The sequence below is a fragment of the Sporosarcina sp. ANT_H38 genome, assembly GCF_008369195.1.
GTDB lineage: Bacteria > Bacillota > Bacilli > Bacillales_A > Planococcaceae > Sporosarcina.
Genome location: NZ_VOBC01000001.1, coordinates 1,677,931 through 1,692,123, shown reverse-complemented (window position 1 = coordinate 1,692,123; position 14,193 = coordinate 1,677,931). Strand labels below are relative to the sequence as shown.

The 14,193-nt window shown below is 41.8% G+C and carries 15 protein-coding genes; 14 read left to right on the top strand and 1 reads right to left on the bottom strand.

Annotated features, from left to right (window positions below; genetic code table 11):
* The first annotated feature begins 2 nt into the window (after positions 1 to 2).
* The 10 genes from xerD to FQ087_RS08000 all read left to right on the top strand — a co-directional run bounded on the left by xerD (position 3) and on the right by FQ087_RS08000 (position 9,734).
* A complete protein-coding gene (xerD, locus tag FQ087_RS08045; protein WP_149579948.1) occupies positions 3 to 902 on the top strand; it encodes a site-specific tyrosine recombinase XerD in 900 nt (299 codons plus the stop codon).
* 38 nt (positions 903 to 940) lie between these two features.
* Positions 941 to 2,134 (top strand): phosphopentomutase, encoded by a 1,194-nt coding sequence (deoB, locus tag FQ087_RS08040; protein ID WP_149579947.1) that lies wholly within the window; start codon positions 941 to 943, stop codon positions 2,132 to 2,134.
* Entirely contained in the window at positions 2,134 to 3,447 is a 1,314-nt protein-coding gene (locus FQ087_RS08035) for a pyrimidine-nucleoside phosphorylase (RefSeq protein ID WP_149579946.1), read from the top strand. Before deoB ends, FQ087_RS08035 begins: the two co-directional genes overlap by 1 nt.
* Before the next feature lie 340 nt (positions 3,448 to 3,787).
* Positions 3,788 to 4,141 carry an anti-sigma factor antagonist gene (locus tag FQ087_RS08030; protein ID WP_149579945.1) on the top strand — a complete coding sequence of 118 codons (354 nt, stop codon included), beginning with the start codon at positions 3,788 to 3,790 and terminating at the stop codon, positions 4,139 to 4,141.
* Positions 4,131 to 4,577 carry an anti-sigma F factor gene (gene spoIIAB, locus FQ087_RS08025; RefSeq protein ID WP_149579944.1) on the top strand — a complete coding sequence of 149 codons (447 nt, stop codon included), beginning with the start codon at positions 4,131 to 4,133 and terminating at the stop codon, positions 4,575 to 4,577. The genes FQ087_RS08030 and spoIIAB overlap by 11 nt, the downstream gene beginning before the upstream one ends.
* 3 nt (positions 4,578 to 4,580) lie before the next feature.
* The gene (locus FQ087_RS08020) at positions 4,581 to 5,369 is read left to right on the top strand and encodes a SigF/SigG family RNA polymerase sporulation sigma factor (RefSeq protein WP_149579943.1); all 789 of its coding nucleotides are present in this window, start codon (positions 4,581 to 4,583) and stop codon (positions 5,367 to 5,369) included.
* Positions 5,370 to 5,373: 4 nt separating this feature from the next.
* Complete coding sequence (locus tag FQ087_RS08015; RefSeq protein ID WP_149579942.1) at positions 5,374 to 6,825, top strand: spore germination protein; 1,452 nt, start codon at positions 5,374 to 5,376, stop codon at positions 6,823 to 6,825.
* A 66-nt stretch (positions 6,826 to 6,891) separates the two neighbouring features.
* Positions 6,892 to 8,220 carry a diaminopimelate decarboxylase gene (lysA, locus tag FQ087_RS08010; RefSeq protein WP_149579941.1) on the top strand — a complete coding sequence of 443 codons (1,329 nt, stop codon included), beginning with the start codon at positions 6,892 to 6,894 and terminating at the stop codon, positions 8,218 to 8,220.
* A 177-nt stretch (positions 8,221 to 8,397) separates the two neighbouring features.
* Positions 8,398 to 8,766: a GNAT family N-acetyltransferase gene (locus FQ087_RS08005; protein ID WP_304624699.1), complete on the top strand. Its 369-nt coding sequence runs from the start codon at positions 8,398 to 8,400 to the stop codon at positions 8,764 to 8,766.
* 722 nt (positions 8,767 to 9,488) lie between these two features.
* Positions 9,489 to 9,734, top strand: coding sequence for a hypothetical protein (locus FQ087_RS08000; RefSeq protein ID WP_149579940.1), 246 nt, complete (start codon positions 9,489 to 9,491; stop codon positions 9,732 to 9,734).
* A 615-nt stretch (positions 9,735 to 10,349) separates the two neighbouring features.
* On the opposite strand, the gene FQ087_RS07995 is transcribed toward FQ087_RS08000, so the two are convergent.
* Complete coding sequence (locus tag FQ087_RS07995; protein ID WP_149579939.1) at positions 10,350 to 10,862, bottom strand: DUF309 domain-containing protein; 513 nt, start codon at positions 10,860 to 10,862, stop codon at positions 10,350 to 10,352.
* A gap of 46 nt (positions 10,863 to 10,908) precedes the next feature.
* Here FQ087_RS07995 and FQ087_RS07990 point away from each other — a divergent pair, with 46 nt between their 5' ends.
* From FQ087_RS07990 to FQ087_RS07975, 4 genes are all read left to right on the top strand, one after another.
* Positions 10,909 to 11,658 carry a segregation/condensation protein A gene (locus FQ087_RS07990; protein ID WP_149579938.1) on the top strand — a complete coding sequence of 250 codons (750 nt, stop codon included), beginning with the start codon at positions 10,909 to 10,911 and terminating at the stop codon, positions 11,656 to 11,658.
* Position 11,659: 1 nt separating this feature from the next.
* Positions 11,660 to 12,271, top strand: a complete 612-nt coding sequence (gene scpB, locus FQ087_RS07985; protein ID WP_149579937.1) for an SMC-Scp complex subunit ScpB — start codon at positions 11,660 to 11,662, stop codon at positions 12,269 to 12,271.
* On the top strand, positions 12,268 to 13,269 hold the full coding sequence (locus FQ087_RS07980; RefSeq protein WP_255452176.1) for a D-alanyl-D-alanine carboxypeptidase family protein: 1,002 nt from the start codon (positions 12,268 to 12,270) through the stop codon (positions 13,267 to 13,269). Before scpB ends, FQ087_RS07980 begins: the two co-directional genes overlap by 4 nt.
* 163 nt (positions 13,270 to 13,432) lie before the next feature.
* On the top strand, positions 13,433 to 14,164 hold the full coding sequence (locus FQ087_RS07975) for a pseudouridine synthase (protein ID WP_149579936.1): 732 nt from the start codon (positions 13,433 to 13,435) through the stop codon (positions 14,162 to 14,164).
* Positions 14,165 to 14,193 lie beyond the last annotated feature (29 nt).

Sequence of the window (14,193 nt, the reverse complement as noted above, 5' to 3'; positions counted from 1 at the left end):
TTATGAAAAACGCACGTCTTGCACTTGAAGATTACATACACTTCCTAAAAGTGGAGCGACAGCTGTCAGGAAATACAATTACTTCCTACAAGCGTGATCTTGATGAATACATGGACTTTATGGAACAGGTAGGCTATGAATCAATTGATGATGTAGATCGTGCTGTCGTAGTCGGTCATTTACATCAATTGAAAGAAGGCGGAAAATCAGCTCGGACTGTGTCTAGACATATTTCATCAATCCGTTCATTTCATCAGTTTCTTCTTCGGGAAAAGGTAACGACCCAAGATCCTACTGTCCATTTAGAACTGCCGAAACTTGAACAGAAATTGCCTCGTGTATTATCATTGGACGAAGTAGATAGACTTATCGAGGCGCCAGATCGATCAAAGCCACAGGGTATCAGAGATACTGCGCTACTTGAAATATTGTATGGGACGGGTATGCGTGTAAGTGAACTAATCGGACTTAATATGGATGATATTCATCTCTCCATGGGATTCGTCCGTGTCTTCGGTAAAGGTGGGAAAGAAAGAATTATCCCTCTCGGGGGAAAATCCATTACGGCTTGTTTACGCTACATCGAGGAAGCGCGGCCAATTTTTACCGAAAAACAAAAAGGTGCCGAAGCATTATTCGTAAATATGAGGGGTACTAGACTTACGAGACAGGGTTGTTGGAAACTGTTGAATGGACATGCCCTAAAAGCGGGTATACAGAAAGAACTGACACCACATATCTTGCGTCATACGTTCGCAACGCATCTTATCGAAAATGGAGCGGATCTGCGTGCGGTACAGGAAATGCTTGGTCACGCTGATATTTCTACAACACAAATTTATACACACGTCAGCCGTTCAAGGTTGAAAGAAGTCTATGTGAAATTCCATCCAAGGGCATAGACTTCTACAGAACAGCTTATTTTAAGGAGGACTAACATATGGGGAAACAACAATTTAAACGCGTACATCTAATTGTGCTAGATTCTGTGGGCATCGGAGAATCACCAGATGCACATATTTTCGGCGATACAGGTGCAGATACACTGGGACATATCGGAGAAGCAATGGGAGGACTACATATGCCGAACATGGGCAAACTGGGACTTTCCAATATCAGTGAAATTAATGGTATCGCTGCTGCAATTGAACCAAGCGCTTATTACGGTAAAATGCAGGAGGCATCTGTAGGAAAAGATACGATGACAGGTCATTGGGAGATCATGGGTCTTAACATTGACAAGCCATTTAAAGTATATCCAAACGGTTTCCCGCAGGATTTGATTGCCGAACTTGAACGACGAATAGGACGTAAAGTTATTGGAAATAAACCGGCTAGTGGAACTGCAATTATCGATGAGTTTGGACAACAGCATATGGAAACTGGCGCAATTATTGTTTATACTTCAGCAGATCCTGTGCTGCAAATTGCTGCGCATGAAGGGATCATCCCGATTGAAGAACAATACCGGATTTGTGAAATCGCACGTGAGTTGACGTTGGAACCGGAATTTCTAGTCGGTCGCATCATTGCGCGTCCTTTCGTTGGAGAGCCGGGTAATTTTACACGCACAACGAATCGCCATGATTACGCACTCAAACCATTCAATCGTACTGTTATGAACGAATTAGTTTCTGCCGATTATAATGTAATGGCAATTGGCAAAATTGCTGATATTTTTAACGGTGAAGGTATTACAGAAACAGTTCGAACGGTGAGCAATATGGATGGTGTTGACAAATTACTGGATGTTATGAAAAAAGACTTCGTGGGCCTCAGCTTCACGAATCTAGTCGATTTTGATGCGTTATTTGGACATCGGAGAGATCCGATAGGTTACGGGAATGCACTACAAGAATTTGATGCAAGATTGCCTGAAATCTTTGAATTGCTACGCGATGACGATTTGCTTATCCTAACAGCGGATCATGGCAATGATCCAACCTATCCGGGTACGGATCATACGCGGGAATATGTCCCACTCCTCGTCTATTCGCCTTCATTCAAAACTGGTGGGGAAATGCCAATGAACGAGACCTTCTCTGATATTGGTGCTACAATCGCGGAAAACTTTAATGTGAAAATGCCTGAATTCGGCAAGAGTTTCTTGAATTTATTAGCGGGAAAGGCGTGATGAATTTGTTCAGAATGGTAGATGTTATTGAGAAAAAACGGAACGGTGAAGTACTTACAAAAGAAGAAATCACTTTTTTTGTAAATGGCTATACAGAAGGTTCTATCCCGGATTATCAAGCGAGTGCGTTTCTTATGGCGATTTATTTCAAAGGAATGACTGCTGAAGAACAAGGATACTTGACGATGGCGATGGTTGAGTCTGGAGATCAGATTGATTTATCAGCAATCGAAGGGATTAAAGTAGATAAGCATTCGACAGGTGGAGTTGGCGATACTACGACATTAATCTTGGTCCCTCTCGTGGCAGCGTGCGGCGTTCCTGTCGCGAAAATGAGTGGCAGGGGTCTTGGACATACTGGAGGGACACTGGACAAGCTCGAGGCGATAGAAGGGTTCCATATCGAATTGACTGAAGAACAGTTTGTCAAGCAAGTAAATGATTTGAAATTAGCGGTCATTGGTCAGAGTGGCAACTTGACACCGGCTGATAAAAAACTCTATTCCTTGCGAGATGTGACGGCTACTGTCGATAGCATTCCGCTAATTGCCAGCTCAATTATGAGCAAGAAAATTGCTGCGGGTGCAGATGCGATTGTCCTCGATGTGAAAACGGGCGACGGTGCATTCATGAAAACTGAAGAAGATGCAAGAGCACTTGCTCATTCGATGGTGGCAATTGGTAAACAAGTCGGTAGAAATACGATGGCGGTCATTTCTGATATGAGCCAGCCTTTAGGATTTGCAATTGGGAACTCACTTGAAGTAATTGAAGCGGTTGAGACTCTCAAGGGGAATGGCCCTGAAGATTTGACTGAACTTTGTCTTGTTCTAGGTAGCAAGATGATTGTTGCAGGAGAAAAAGCTTCTTCAGTTGAGGAAGCTAGGGATATGCTGAAAGCGGTCATAGCTGATGGTTCAGCACTTGAACTGTTTGGCAAACTGATTGAAGCGCAAGGTGGTAATGGTGCAATTATTCATGATACATCGCTATTGCCAACAGCGAGATATCAGATTGAAGTACCTGCGCTATCATCGGGTTATGTAACGAAGATGGAAGCTGATGACATTGGCGTTGCAGCGATGCTACTGGGCGCGGGTAGAGCGACAAAAGATGATGAAATCGATCTTGCAGTAGGTATTGTACTTACTAAAAAAATCGGGGATACTGTGTTAGAAGGAGAACCGCTTGCCATTATCCATTCGAATACGGAAAACGTAGAACAATCCATGACACTGATCCAAAAACATATTTCCATTGGAAAAGAAGCAGTGGAAAGCCCGCGTCTCATTGGTGACATGATTACGGGTTAATAGTAATTGAAAATCAAAGCTACCCTATCAACCGAATTTGGTTGATAGGGTAGCTTTTTGAAATTAAGAAATCGAGCATAACCAAGCCCCGACCAATCATAACAGCAGTCCGACCGAGCATAACCAAGCCCCGACCAATTATAACCACCCCCAACCAATCATAACTACAAAATTTCTTTTTTCTGCCGATGTGTAAATCGAATGGAAGACGTACATACTTTCAACAGAAGTGGGCAATGTCGAAACATAAGAACTTTGCACTGACTATGACTAGTTCTGTCTAGAGTAAGGATTTTTCCCTTCGAATGTGGAATAATTCGCTGTAAGGAGGGGTTTCAACATGGCAGACATCGAAATCATTGATAATGGTGTTTTAATTGCAACACTGCAAGGGGAATTAGACAACCATGAGGCAAATCGAATTAGATCTCAAATTTCTACATCTATTTACAGTGGACAAGTCCGAGCGGTTATATGGGATTTGTCGAGGCTTGGATTCATGGATAGCGCAGGAATCGGGCTCATTCTTGGAAGGATGCGCGATTTAGCACCTGTGGAGGGAGAAACACTTATTTTAAATCCATCCTCGACGATGGAGAAGATATTTACATTTTCCGGTCTTGGACCAAATATAAGGCATTGCACGGTCGAAATAGCGATCGGGGAAATCGGAGGGGTTTTGCATGAACAATGAAATGACGTTATCATTCGTCGCAATTGAGGAAAATGAAGCGCTGGCAAGAATGGCTACGACTTGTTTTATCACGCCTCTTGATCCGACTATCGAAGAGATTTCAGAATTTAAGACAATTGTGTCGGAAGCTGTGACGAATGCAATCATTCATGGTTACGAGTGCGATGGAAAGAGTATGGTTACTGTCCGTGCTGTAATTGAAGGAAACAAAGTAACGATGACGGTCCGAGATGAAGGTATGGGCATTTTTGACGTGGATCAAGCGATGGAACCTATGTTTACAACGCGCCCCTTCATGGAGCGATCGGGTATGGGATTTACGATAATGGAAAGTTTTGCCGACAAAGTGTCAGTCGAATCTGCATTAGGAAGTGGAACAGTCGTAAAGTTCGAGAAAACGTTTTCTCCGGTCCCGGAAGCAAGCAGAATGAGGTGACCCATGGACGCATCCGTTGAATTAAAACCTGCATTGTTGACCCAAGAAAAGATGAGGGAACTCATTAAAATTTCGCAAGAAGGTGATAAAGAAGCGAGAAGGATGATGGTTGAGGGAAATACGCGTCTTGTCTGGTCCATTGTCCAGCGGTTTGCTTCTCGTGGCGCAGATCCTGAGGATTTGTTTCAAATCGGTTGCATTGGACTTATGAAATCGATCGATAAATTCGATCTGTCGTACGAGGTGAAGTTCTCGACATATGCTGTTCCAATGGTTGTCGGCGAAATTCAGCGTTTTCTAAGGGATGATGGAATGGTGAAAGTGAGCCGGTCTATCCGCGAGCTCAGTTTCAAAATCCGACATGCGACCGACGATTATATTAAACTTCATGGTAAATCTCCATCCATTTCAGAGGTTGCAGCAGTCTTAGAAGTGTCCGTTGACGATATCGTTCTCGCATCTGATGCGTTACGTGATCCTGCATCACTTCATGAACAGTTATATGAAAGTGAAGGGGATAGCTTAACGCTGATGGATCAGTTGCGAGATGATAGATCTGAAAGAGTGTTCGATCATATCCCGCTTCGTGATGTAATTTCCAAATTAAATAAAAGGGATCAAACGATCATTTATATGCGCTACTATCTTGATTGCACGCAAAGTGATATTGCAGAAAGAATTGGCATATCACAAGTCCAAGTGTCACGTCTGGAAAAGAAAATTTTAGCTCAATTGAAATTATGGATGGGCGTTGATTCGGAAGAAATTATAGTAAATGTGAGGACGGATTGAACTAATGGAAAAGCTATTCCAATCGAAGAATGAAGGAGAAGAGTGGTTCTATACCTGTTTTGGTAAAGACAAGACGTTCGATGCTACTGCCAGAACATTGCATCTTTGGGATATGCCTGCTCTGCTCCTTTATATTAATGGACTTATTGACAGTGATGCGATTACGGCTTTGTTGACGCAAATGCAAGGAGATAGGGGACGGGAGGACGAAGTCGAGGAAGATGGAGGGGAACGGTTCCTCTCCTTTTTTCCGTATCACGCCGTTTCAAATGTGAAAGATAAAAACGATTTACTGACCGAGCTATTAAGTGGACAAGCAGCCTTCATCACACCTGATGGGTATGCTTTTATAATTGACATCCGATCTTATCCTGGCAGGCAGCCTGCAGAACCTGACAATGAAAAAGTCGTTAGAGGTTCGAGAGACGGATTTACAGAGAACATCATCCAAAATACCGCGCTCATCAGAAGGCGGCTTCGTACAGAAAACTTGCGGTTCGAAATGCATAAAGTGACGATGAATGGAAAAACAGATGTATCTATCACCTACATGCAAGGGGCGGCAAGTGAAGAACATCTAACTTATATCCGCGACCGGCTGGACGCCATTCGCCACGATGGACTGACAATGACTGATAAGTCCCTAGAAGAATTTTTGTTTAAACAGCGTTTTCATCCAATGCCATTCGTTCGTTTCACGGAGCGACCTGATATATGTGCGGCACATTTATTGGAAGGGCATATAGCAATCATCGTGGATACATCCCCCTCTGTCATACTTGCACCAGCTCCATTGTTTCATCATCTTCAACATGCCGAAGAATATCGACAGGCTCCCCTTATTGGAACGATTGTCAGGTTAATTCGGTTTTTTGCAGCTGCAATGAGTCTTATTCTTTTACCATTTTGGTACTTGCTTGCAACGCATCAACAATACTTACCTGATTTTCTTAGTTATATTGGACCGAATGATACTGGCGAAATCCCCTTACTTATACAACTTCTTATCGCAGATGGCGGAATCGAGATACTTCGAATGGCAGCTATTCACACGCCGACACCGATGTCGACCGCGATGGGGCTTGTTGCAGCGATTGTCATTGGGCAAGTCGCAATAGACGTTGGTCTATTCACACCAGAAGTTGTTTTATATGTGGCGGTAAGCGCCATTTTTACATTCTCTATTCCCTCTTACGAATTAAGCCTTACGACAAAAATTTTCAGAGTGTGTATTCTATTGTCTACTGCGTTATTTGGGGCACCCGGATTTTTCTTATCCGTTGCCGTACTTTTCTATTATTTATGTGCACTGAAACCAATGGCTGTACCGTATTTATGGCCCGCTGTACCATTTTTCCCGCAGGCGATGTTACGTATCCTTATTAGGTTTCCAATGACTACAGATGCCCCTAGACCGTTCATTACAGACTCTCCAGATAGGGATCGTGTTTCTTAGATCATTGCCTCTACCCTTCTTTATATGATAAAATTTTAGTTATCTGATTTGAGAGGGGAAGGCAATATGCATTTTTACGGAACACAAGCAGTCAACGAACGTGGACATCTGACAATAGGTGGCTCGGATACAGTTGATCTTGCACATACTTATGGAACACCACTTAACGTCTATGATATTGCCTTGTTCCGTGAACGGGCAAGCGCCTTTAAGAAAACATTTGAAACTATGGGCATCCGCGCGCAAGTCGCTTATGCGAGTAAAGCATTTTCGTCCATTGCTATCTATGAAATCGCCGAACAACAAGGACTTTCTCTGGATGTTGTTTCGGGAGGGGAATTGTTTACAGCGGTATCTGCGGACTTCCCGCGCAATCGAATTCATTTCCACGGCAACAATAAAAGCTTTACCGAATTACAATATGCTTTCGATGAAAAAATAGGATGTATCGTCATTGATAATTTTTCTGAAATCGAACTAGTTAAAGAAATCGCTGAATCTCGTAAAGAATCTATGAACGTGCTTATCCGAGTGACTCCAGGTGTACACGCATCTACACATGATTACATTACAACTGGCCAGGAAGATTCGAAGTTTGGATTTGATCTGAAAAATGGGCAGACTGATGAGGCATTCCTTCAGTTGTACAATCATCCTTACATCAATTTGTTAGGTATGCATTGCCATATCGGCTCTCAAATATTCGAAACAGATGCGTTCCGTTTAGCATCAGAGGCACTCATGAATAAGATGGTTGCTTGGCGCGATAATCACGAATTCATCTGCACAGTTTTGAATTTAGGTGGAGGATTTGGTATTCGTTATACTGAAGAAGACAAACCGCTTGAACCATCCGTATACGTCGAAGAAATGGCGACGGTTGTTCTTTCAATGACGCGCAGCCACAATTACCCTGTACCAGAAATTTGGATTGAGCCAGGCAGATCGCTGGTCGGTGATGCAGGTACAACTCTTTATACTGCTGGCAGTTCAAAAGAAGTGCCTGGTGTTCGGAAATATGTCGCAGTTGACGGCGGAATGTCTGATAATATTCGCCCGGCATTGTATGGTGCAAAATATACTGCTGTTTCGGCAAATCGTATGGACGAGCCTCATGTGGATAAAGTGACGATAGCAGGGAAATGTTGTGAATCCGGAGATAAGCTTATTGAAGAGGCTCAGCTCGCTAATCCAACCGAAGGGGATATCATTGCTGTTTTCTGTACAGGTGCGTATGGCTACTCAATGGCTAGTAACTACAACCGCCTTCCGAAACCGGCAGTCGTATTCTGTGAAAATGGAGAACATCAGCTTGTCGTTCGCCGGGAAACCTATGAAGACATTGTCAGATTAGACATACCGTTGCAATTAGTAAGACGGGAGGAGAGGATTTGAGAAAGCGCAACACCCTCCTTTTCATCTTCATTGTAGTTGCAGCTACTGTGTGGGGAGCTGTATACTGGAAGTTCGTCATGCCGATTATAGATCCACGCTAAAGGATACTGTTTTTCATTGGAAACGTAGTTTGTCCTATCCTATGAACAAAGGATTTTCAGAAAAGAAGGGATTCAATTGACACTTTTGCGTTATAAGAAAACGTATGAAAAAATTGCGATGGGGTTACTCTCCTATATGCCCGGCGATAAAACTGTGAAAAAATTGCAAGAATGGATTTTTCACTATGAAACGGATGAAAGTTGGCAGTTATATCTTTTGAAAAAAGATGAGGACTTCCTCGGTTTGATCGGCATTCAATTAGGAGAAGAAGACTACACATTACAGCATCTTTCTGTCAATCCATCTTTCCGCGGGGAAGGGATTGGTCAAGAAATGGTGATGAAACTGCAAGCGCTCTTCCCTGACAAAGCATGTATAGGAACTGAAGAAACTGATTTATTCATACAGAAATGTAAGTCTAAAGAAGATGGTTCAGACAATTAACGTCGACCCTTTGTGTTGATGGATATTGATTTGTAGGCATCGTGGTAAAATCCATGTGGCCAAGTCTTGTTGCAACACCAGGAATAATATTACCTTTGTGAATAAGATAGGATGCATGCGAGTGATGGAAATCATCTATGCGGATTCTTTTAACACCCGCACGATTGATGTACATAGCATAACGTCTATCAAATGCCGTTCTTGCAATGCTGTCTTAAAACTCTTCGAATTCAACTCGGAGAGTTTTGGGACAGCTTATTTTTTATTGTGTGATGCTTTGTTTATCAACTTGAGTATGATGCGAACCCCTATAGCACTACTTATCTTGTTCCTGCAAAACCCCTAACGCTGTTCAAAGCTCCAAGTGAATACTTCCCTACACTAATTCCTAAAACGGCATGGTTGCGATTGTAGGTGTATTTAACACCACATTAGCTTCCGTTAATTGATTATCTCTTTTCTTTTTAATAATGATATGTGTTTAAGTATAGGTTTGGGGAACTGTCACTCAACACTTTTATTAAGATGACTATTGTTCTAAATTTCGTTTAAAATATGCAGGAAACGTAAACGCGGGTAATTTATCGGTAGTAAAAAATAGTTGAGCAAAAATCAAGAACGTCGATCCTGGGCGTTCTTTTTATTTATCAAAAAAATAAAAGCAGGCCGTTACTGAAAGGACAAGTAGCTCATAAAATATTATATGGAAGAGAGGTGATTAAATGTTTGAAATCTATGATGTAGTTATAATTCCCTTGATTTTGGGGATAGTGGAGTTGTTTAAAAGGGCTGGGGTAAGTAAAAAGGTGTTACCGTTTATAGCTTTGGTAATTGGTATAGTTATAGGCGTGGTTTACGTGGCAGAATTTGATTTGAGGCAAGGTATATTGGTAGGGGCAATGCTAGGGTTATCGGCCTCTGGATTATATTCAAGTGCTAAAAATACTGTCGAAAAGAGTGACAAGTAATGGTTTCTCTATTTTATTACACGTCTGTTGATTAAAAAAATTTTGTATAAAATACTGTTGAGAAGAGCTTGATAACCTCCATTTTCAGTAATCCTGTTATGAATAGTTGCCCGTCGGTTTCCTACAATGTGCAAGTGAAAAATGCAGTTGTTTGGAAGACAAGAATTGATGACATTCTATGGAGAGTGTGAGTGCCCGAAGATACGATTTCGGGCACTCTTGTACTTAGTACAATGCGTTCCTTGCTTACTTTCGGCATAGATTATGCATCTAAGCTTGTGTTGCTTATTAGAAAGTGACACGTCTTTTAAATAAATAAGCCAACGTGAATCTAAGCGAAAGATTTCAATGGGAAACGTGCTGGCGCTTGTTTCCATTTACCAAAAGAAAGTATGGAGATTTAGTCAATAGAACAAAAAACGACCAATCCGATTAGGGAAAAGTCGTTTATTTTGTTTATTCAATGGATCGAAATCGACTGAAAACGGCCTTCATCCGTGGTGATAAGACCTTAATACTATTCACTTATTCGCCTTTTTCGTCATAAGCATATATACTATAAAACCATTGGTACTATTGACTTTTAAGACCAGAAAGTTTTCAATGCTCAGACAATTAAAGTCTATCCTTCTTCTTTTCTTCACGTTCCCGAAGAATATCACTGCGGTCTCTAAGCATATGTTTATGAATGACGGCATCGCTGCCAAAAGGTTGAAGTGTCATAGATTGTTCCGACTTACTAGTCAGGTCAGTAATTCTATCTGATAGGATTGTGATTGGGAACGATTCGAATGGCAGATCTTGATTCAAATAGTTTACCGCTCTTGTAACATCGTGTATTAACTGGTCAAAATCAATTTCTTCCGTGTATGCAGGATTGTTGGTAACGAAAGTCGGAAACTTTGTCATTGCTTTGTTGAGAGTTCGTGATGCTCCGGGCTTATTACCTCTCCGCCAATGATACATTCCAGTAGCAAGAAGGATATAGGCTGTCAACGGGTGGTTTTTATCGCTGTTCGGAATAGATTTCCAGTATTCCTCCAGTACTTCGTGGCATTCAAAATAGTCTTGATTGCTATTGAAATAAACAATAAAATTTACGAATAGTGGATGATGATACGGATGCATGCAATCAGTCCTTTCCAGAGTATGAAAGATAGGTAGGTGTCACAGAATGACATATCAAGTGAAATTAGATGCTTTTGAAGGGCCACTAGATCTATTATTGCATTTAATTAACCGACTTGAAATTGATATATACGATATCCCGATGGCGGAATTGACAACGCAGTACATAGAACACCTCCAAGCGATGCGTGTACTGCAATTGGACGAACTAAGCGAATACCTTGTCCTTGCAGCGACATTGATTGAAATTAAGAGCAAAATGCTTTTGCCGGTCCATGACGGTGAAGAGTTCGATGACGACTTTGATTTTGACATGGAAGATGATCCGCGTGATGAGCTAGTTGCTCGCCTGATTGAATACAAAAAATATAAAGAGGCAGCCATTAGTCTGAAAGAATCTGCGGATATGCGATCCGGATATTTTACCAAACCACCCGAAGATCTTACGGAGTTTGGCGAAATAGTGGTGAGTGAGTCGGAAGAAAGTTTGAATGTGTTCGATTTAATCGGTGCATTTCAAAAGATGCTTCACAGGAAACGTTTGAAAGCACCTATGACAGCAAGTATATCCAAAACGGAAGTATCCATCAGTGAAAAAATGAATGATATTATGGCAATACTAGAAAAAGGCGGCGGAAAATGTGATTTCTATTCCTTATTCGAAAAGGGTGAGACAAGCGATCTTGTCGTAACTTTTCTATCATTGCTTGAATTAATGAAACGGCGGGACATAACTGTCAATCAGGCTGGTAATTTCGATGATTTGACAGTATCGTTCCGACGGGAGGATGAGTGAAATGAAATTTAACGACCGTTTGCCAGGAATGATTGAAAGTTTTTTATTCATAGTTGGGGATGAAGGGTTAACGATTAAACAGTTAACCTCCCTAACTGAGCATAAAGAATCGGAAGTGGCTAAAGCAATTGATCGGCTTCGCATGGGTTATGAAGAACGTAAAGAGAGCGGTATCATGCTGAAGCAGTTTGGAGGTGCGTATCGTCTGGTGACGAAAGCAGAATTCGTAGAGGATATAAAACGGTTGTTAGAAAATCCGTCTCCGAAATCAATGACCCAGGCATCACTTGAAGTATTAGCGATTATCGCATACAGACAACCTGTGACGCGTGTTGAAATCGATGATCTTCGAGGCGTTAAATCCGAAGGACCAATCAACACTCTTATCTCAAAGGGGCTCATAATGGAAAAAGGTCGATCAGAAGGAAGTGGACGAGCAATTCTCTTTGGTACAACAGACTTGTTCCTGGACCGATTCGGATTGGAGTCTCTTGATGGATTACCACCCCTTTCTCAGGAAGAAGATGGCGAAGCAGTTGAAACAGACTTGTTCATGACAAAGTTCCAAGAAGCTTTTGCAATGGAAAATGATGGAGGAGGAAACATTTCTTGAAACGGACGCTAATCGTTGTCCTATTTTTCATGTTACTTGTTGGCGGAGGTCAGAAAGAAGTTGCTGCATCCGGCCAAGCATGGGCTGTTATTGACGCTGATACAGGCAGATTATTAGAAGGTCAAAACGAAAATGTTAGACTGCCAATTGCCAGTCTAACAAAAATGTGGACGGCGTTTACGTTCATTGAAAGTGGTAAACTGCCCAAAGATGTCATAATTTCGCCACAAGCTGCCTCGGCAGAAGGATCATCTCTTTACTTGCCGCAAGGAATGATGATTGACTCGTATGCCCTACTAAATGGTCTGATGCTGCGGTCGGGTAACGATGCTGCACGTGCGCTGGCAGAACATGCAGGCGGTTCAATGGATGGCTTTGTAGACCTGATGAATGAAAAAGCGCTTTTGTACGGATTGAATGATACTGTCTTCACGAATCCATCTGGATTGCATGATGAGCGTCACTTGTCTACTGCATACGAAACTGCGCTCATGCTACACTATGCAATGGGGAATGACAAATTTCGTAAAATTGCTACCACAGAGAATTATAGTTACCAAGGTAAGGACCAGGCCTATAATTGGCGTAACAAACACCGTCTTATCCATTCTGAGCAGACCGCGATTGCAGGAAAGACCGGATTTACAAAAGCAGCGGGCAGGACACTTGCAACTTATTTCGAGAAAGACGGCAAAAACATCATCGTCGTTACACTGAATGATGGTAACGACTGGAATACGCATAGAAACTTGGCAAGTAAAGTGTTTTCAACTTTCGACTTAGTGACTGTCGCCAAAAAAGGAGTATATGATATTCTTCCTGGTGTAGAAGCAGAACTAGCCAAACCTATCCGTTTGTTATTGAAAAAAGGTGAGAAATCAAAATTGTCGAATGTCATTCTCATCCCTCGTGGAAAAGATGAAAAGAGTACAGGGCATTGGACTGTGTCACTCGACAATGAGCCACTTATTACGACTGAAGTACTCATAAAACAATGAATATTTTTTAATGGCAAAAAAAACAGTAAACTTCAAGCGGTTATTAATTGAAAAAATGCAATTGTGACGGTTTAGGGAAGACTGACGCTATATAGGTCAGTCCTCTTTTCATTTACTACAAAGTGTGACATAATTTTTTACAGAATGAAGATGGGGTGACTTAATGGAAAGATTACAGAAAGTGTTAGCACAAGCAGGAGTCGCATCACGCAGAAAATCAGAAACACTAATTGTTGCAGGAAAAGTGAAGGTGAACGGTGTCGTTGTAACGGAGCTTGGAACAAAAGTATCCAGTTCGGATCGTGTAGAAGTTGAAGGCGTTCAGCTCGTTAAAGAGACTTACGTCTACTTCTTATTATATAAACCAAGAGGGGTCATTTCGACAGTGGATGATGAAAAGGGCAGGAAAACAGTTTTAGACCTGTTCCCGCAAATCGAACAACGAATTTTTCCGGTTGGACGTCTTGACTATGATACATCCGGCGTTATCATCATGACGAATGATGGAGATTTCTCTTACTTGATGACACATCCGAAATTCGGCATTAAGAAAAAATATATTGCAAAAGTAAAAGGGATTCCTGATCGCGAGTCAATCAGAAAACTTGAGCAGGGAATTGACCTGGAAGACGGCAAAACTGCTCCTGCACATTTAAAAATCCAGACTGTGGATAAGAAAGCCGGAACTGCGCTAATTGAAATTACGATTAGCGAAGGGAAAAACCGTCAAGTACGCCGCATGTTTGATGCAATTGGATGTCCGGTCCTAAAACTGCGCAGAGAATCATTTGGTAACGTAACGACACACGGTCTAAATGCTGGCGAAGCACGTGAATTAACAAGACACGAAGTGAAACAGCTACGTGTCCTAGCAGAAACGGGTAAAATAGGCTAATTTCACGCAATTGTTCACAATCCATTCAA

Excerpts from the sequence above, each read along its gene's own strand:
- xerD (WP_149579948.1), top strand. The coding sequence starts at position 3 with ATGAAAAACGCACGTCTTGCACTTGAAGATTACATACACTTCCTAAAA.
- deoB (WP_149579947.1), top strand. The coding sequence starts at position 941 with ATGGGGAAACAACAATTTAAACGCGTACATCTAATTGTGCTAGATTCT.
- FQ087_RS08035 (WP_149579946.1), top strand. The coding sequence starts at position 2,134 with ATGAATTTGTTCAGAATGGTAGATGTTATTGAGAAAAAACGGAACGGT.
- FQ087_RS08030 (WP_149579945.1), top strand. The coding sequence starts at position 3,788 with ATGGCAGACATCGAAATCATTGATAATGGTGTTTTAATTGCAACACTG.
- spoIIAB (WP_149579944.1), top strand. The coding sequence starts at position 4,131 with ATGAACAATGAAATGACGTTATCATTCGTCGCAATTGAGGAAAATGAA.
- FQ087_RS08020 (WP_149579943.1), top strand. The coding sequence starts at position 4,581 with ATGGACGCATCCGTTGAATTAAAACCTGCATTGTTGACCCAAGAAAAG.
- FQ087_RS08015 (WP_149579942.1), top strand. The coding sequence starts at position 5,374 with ATGGAAAAGCTATTCCAATCGAAGAATGAAGGAGAAGAGTGGTTCTAT.
- lysA (WP_149579941.1), top strand. The coding sequence starts at position 6,892 with ATGCATTTTTACGGAACACAAGCAGTCAACGAACGTGGACATCTGACA.
- FQ087_RS08000 (WP_149579940.1), top strand. The coding sequence starts at position 9,489 with ATGTTTGAAATCTATGATGTAGTTATAATTCCCTTGATTTTGGGGATA.
- FQ087_RS07995 (WP_149579939.1), bottom strand. The coding sequence starts at position 10,862 with ATGCATCCGTATCATCATCCACTATTCGTAAATTTTATTGTTTATTTC.
- FQ087_RS07990 (WP_149579938.1), top strand. The coding sequence starts at position 10,909 with ATGACATATCAAGTGAAATTAGATGCTTTTGAAGGGCCACTAGATCTA.
- scpB (WP_149579937.1), top strand. The coding sequence starts at position 11,660 with ATGAAATTTAACGACCGTTTGCCAGGAATGATTGAAAGTTTTTTATTC.
- FQ087_RS07975 (WP_149579936.1), top strand. The coding sequence starts at position 13,433 with ATGGAAAGATTACAGAAAGTGTTAGCACAAGCAGGAGTCGCATCACGC.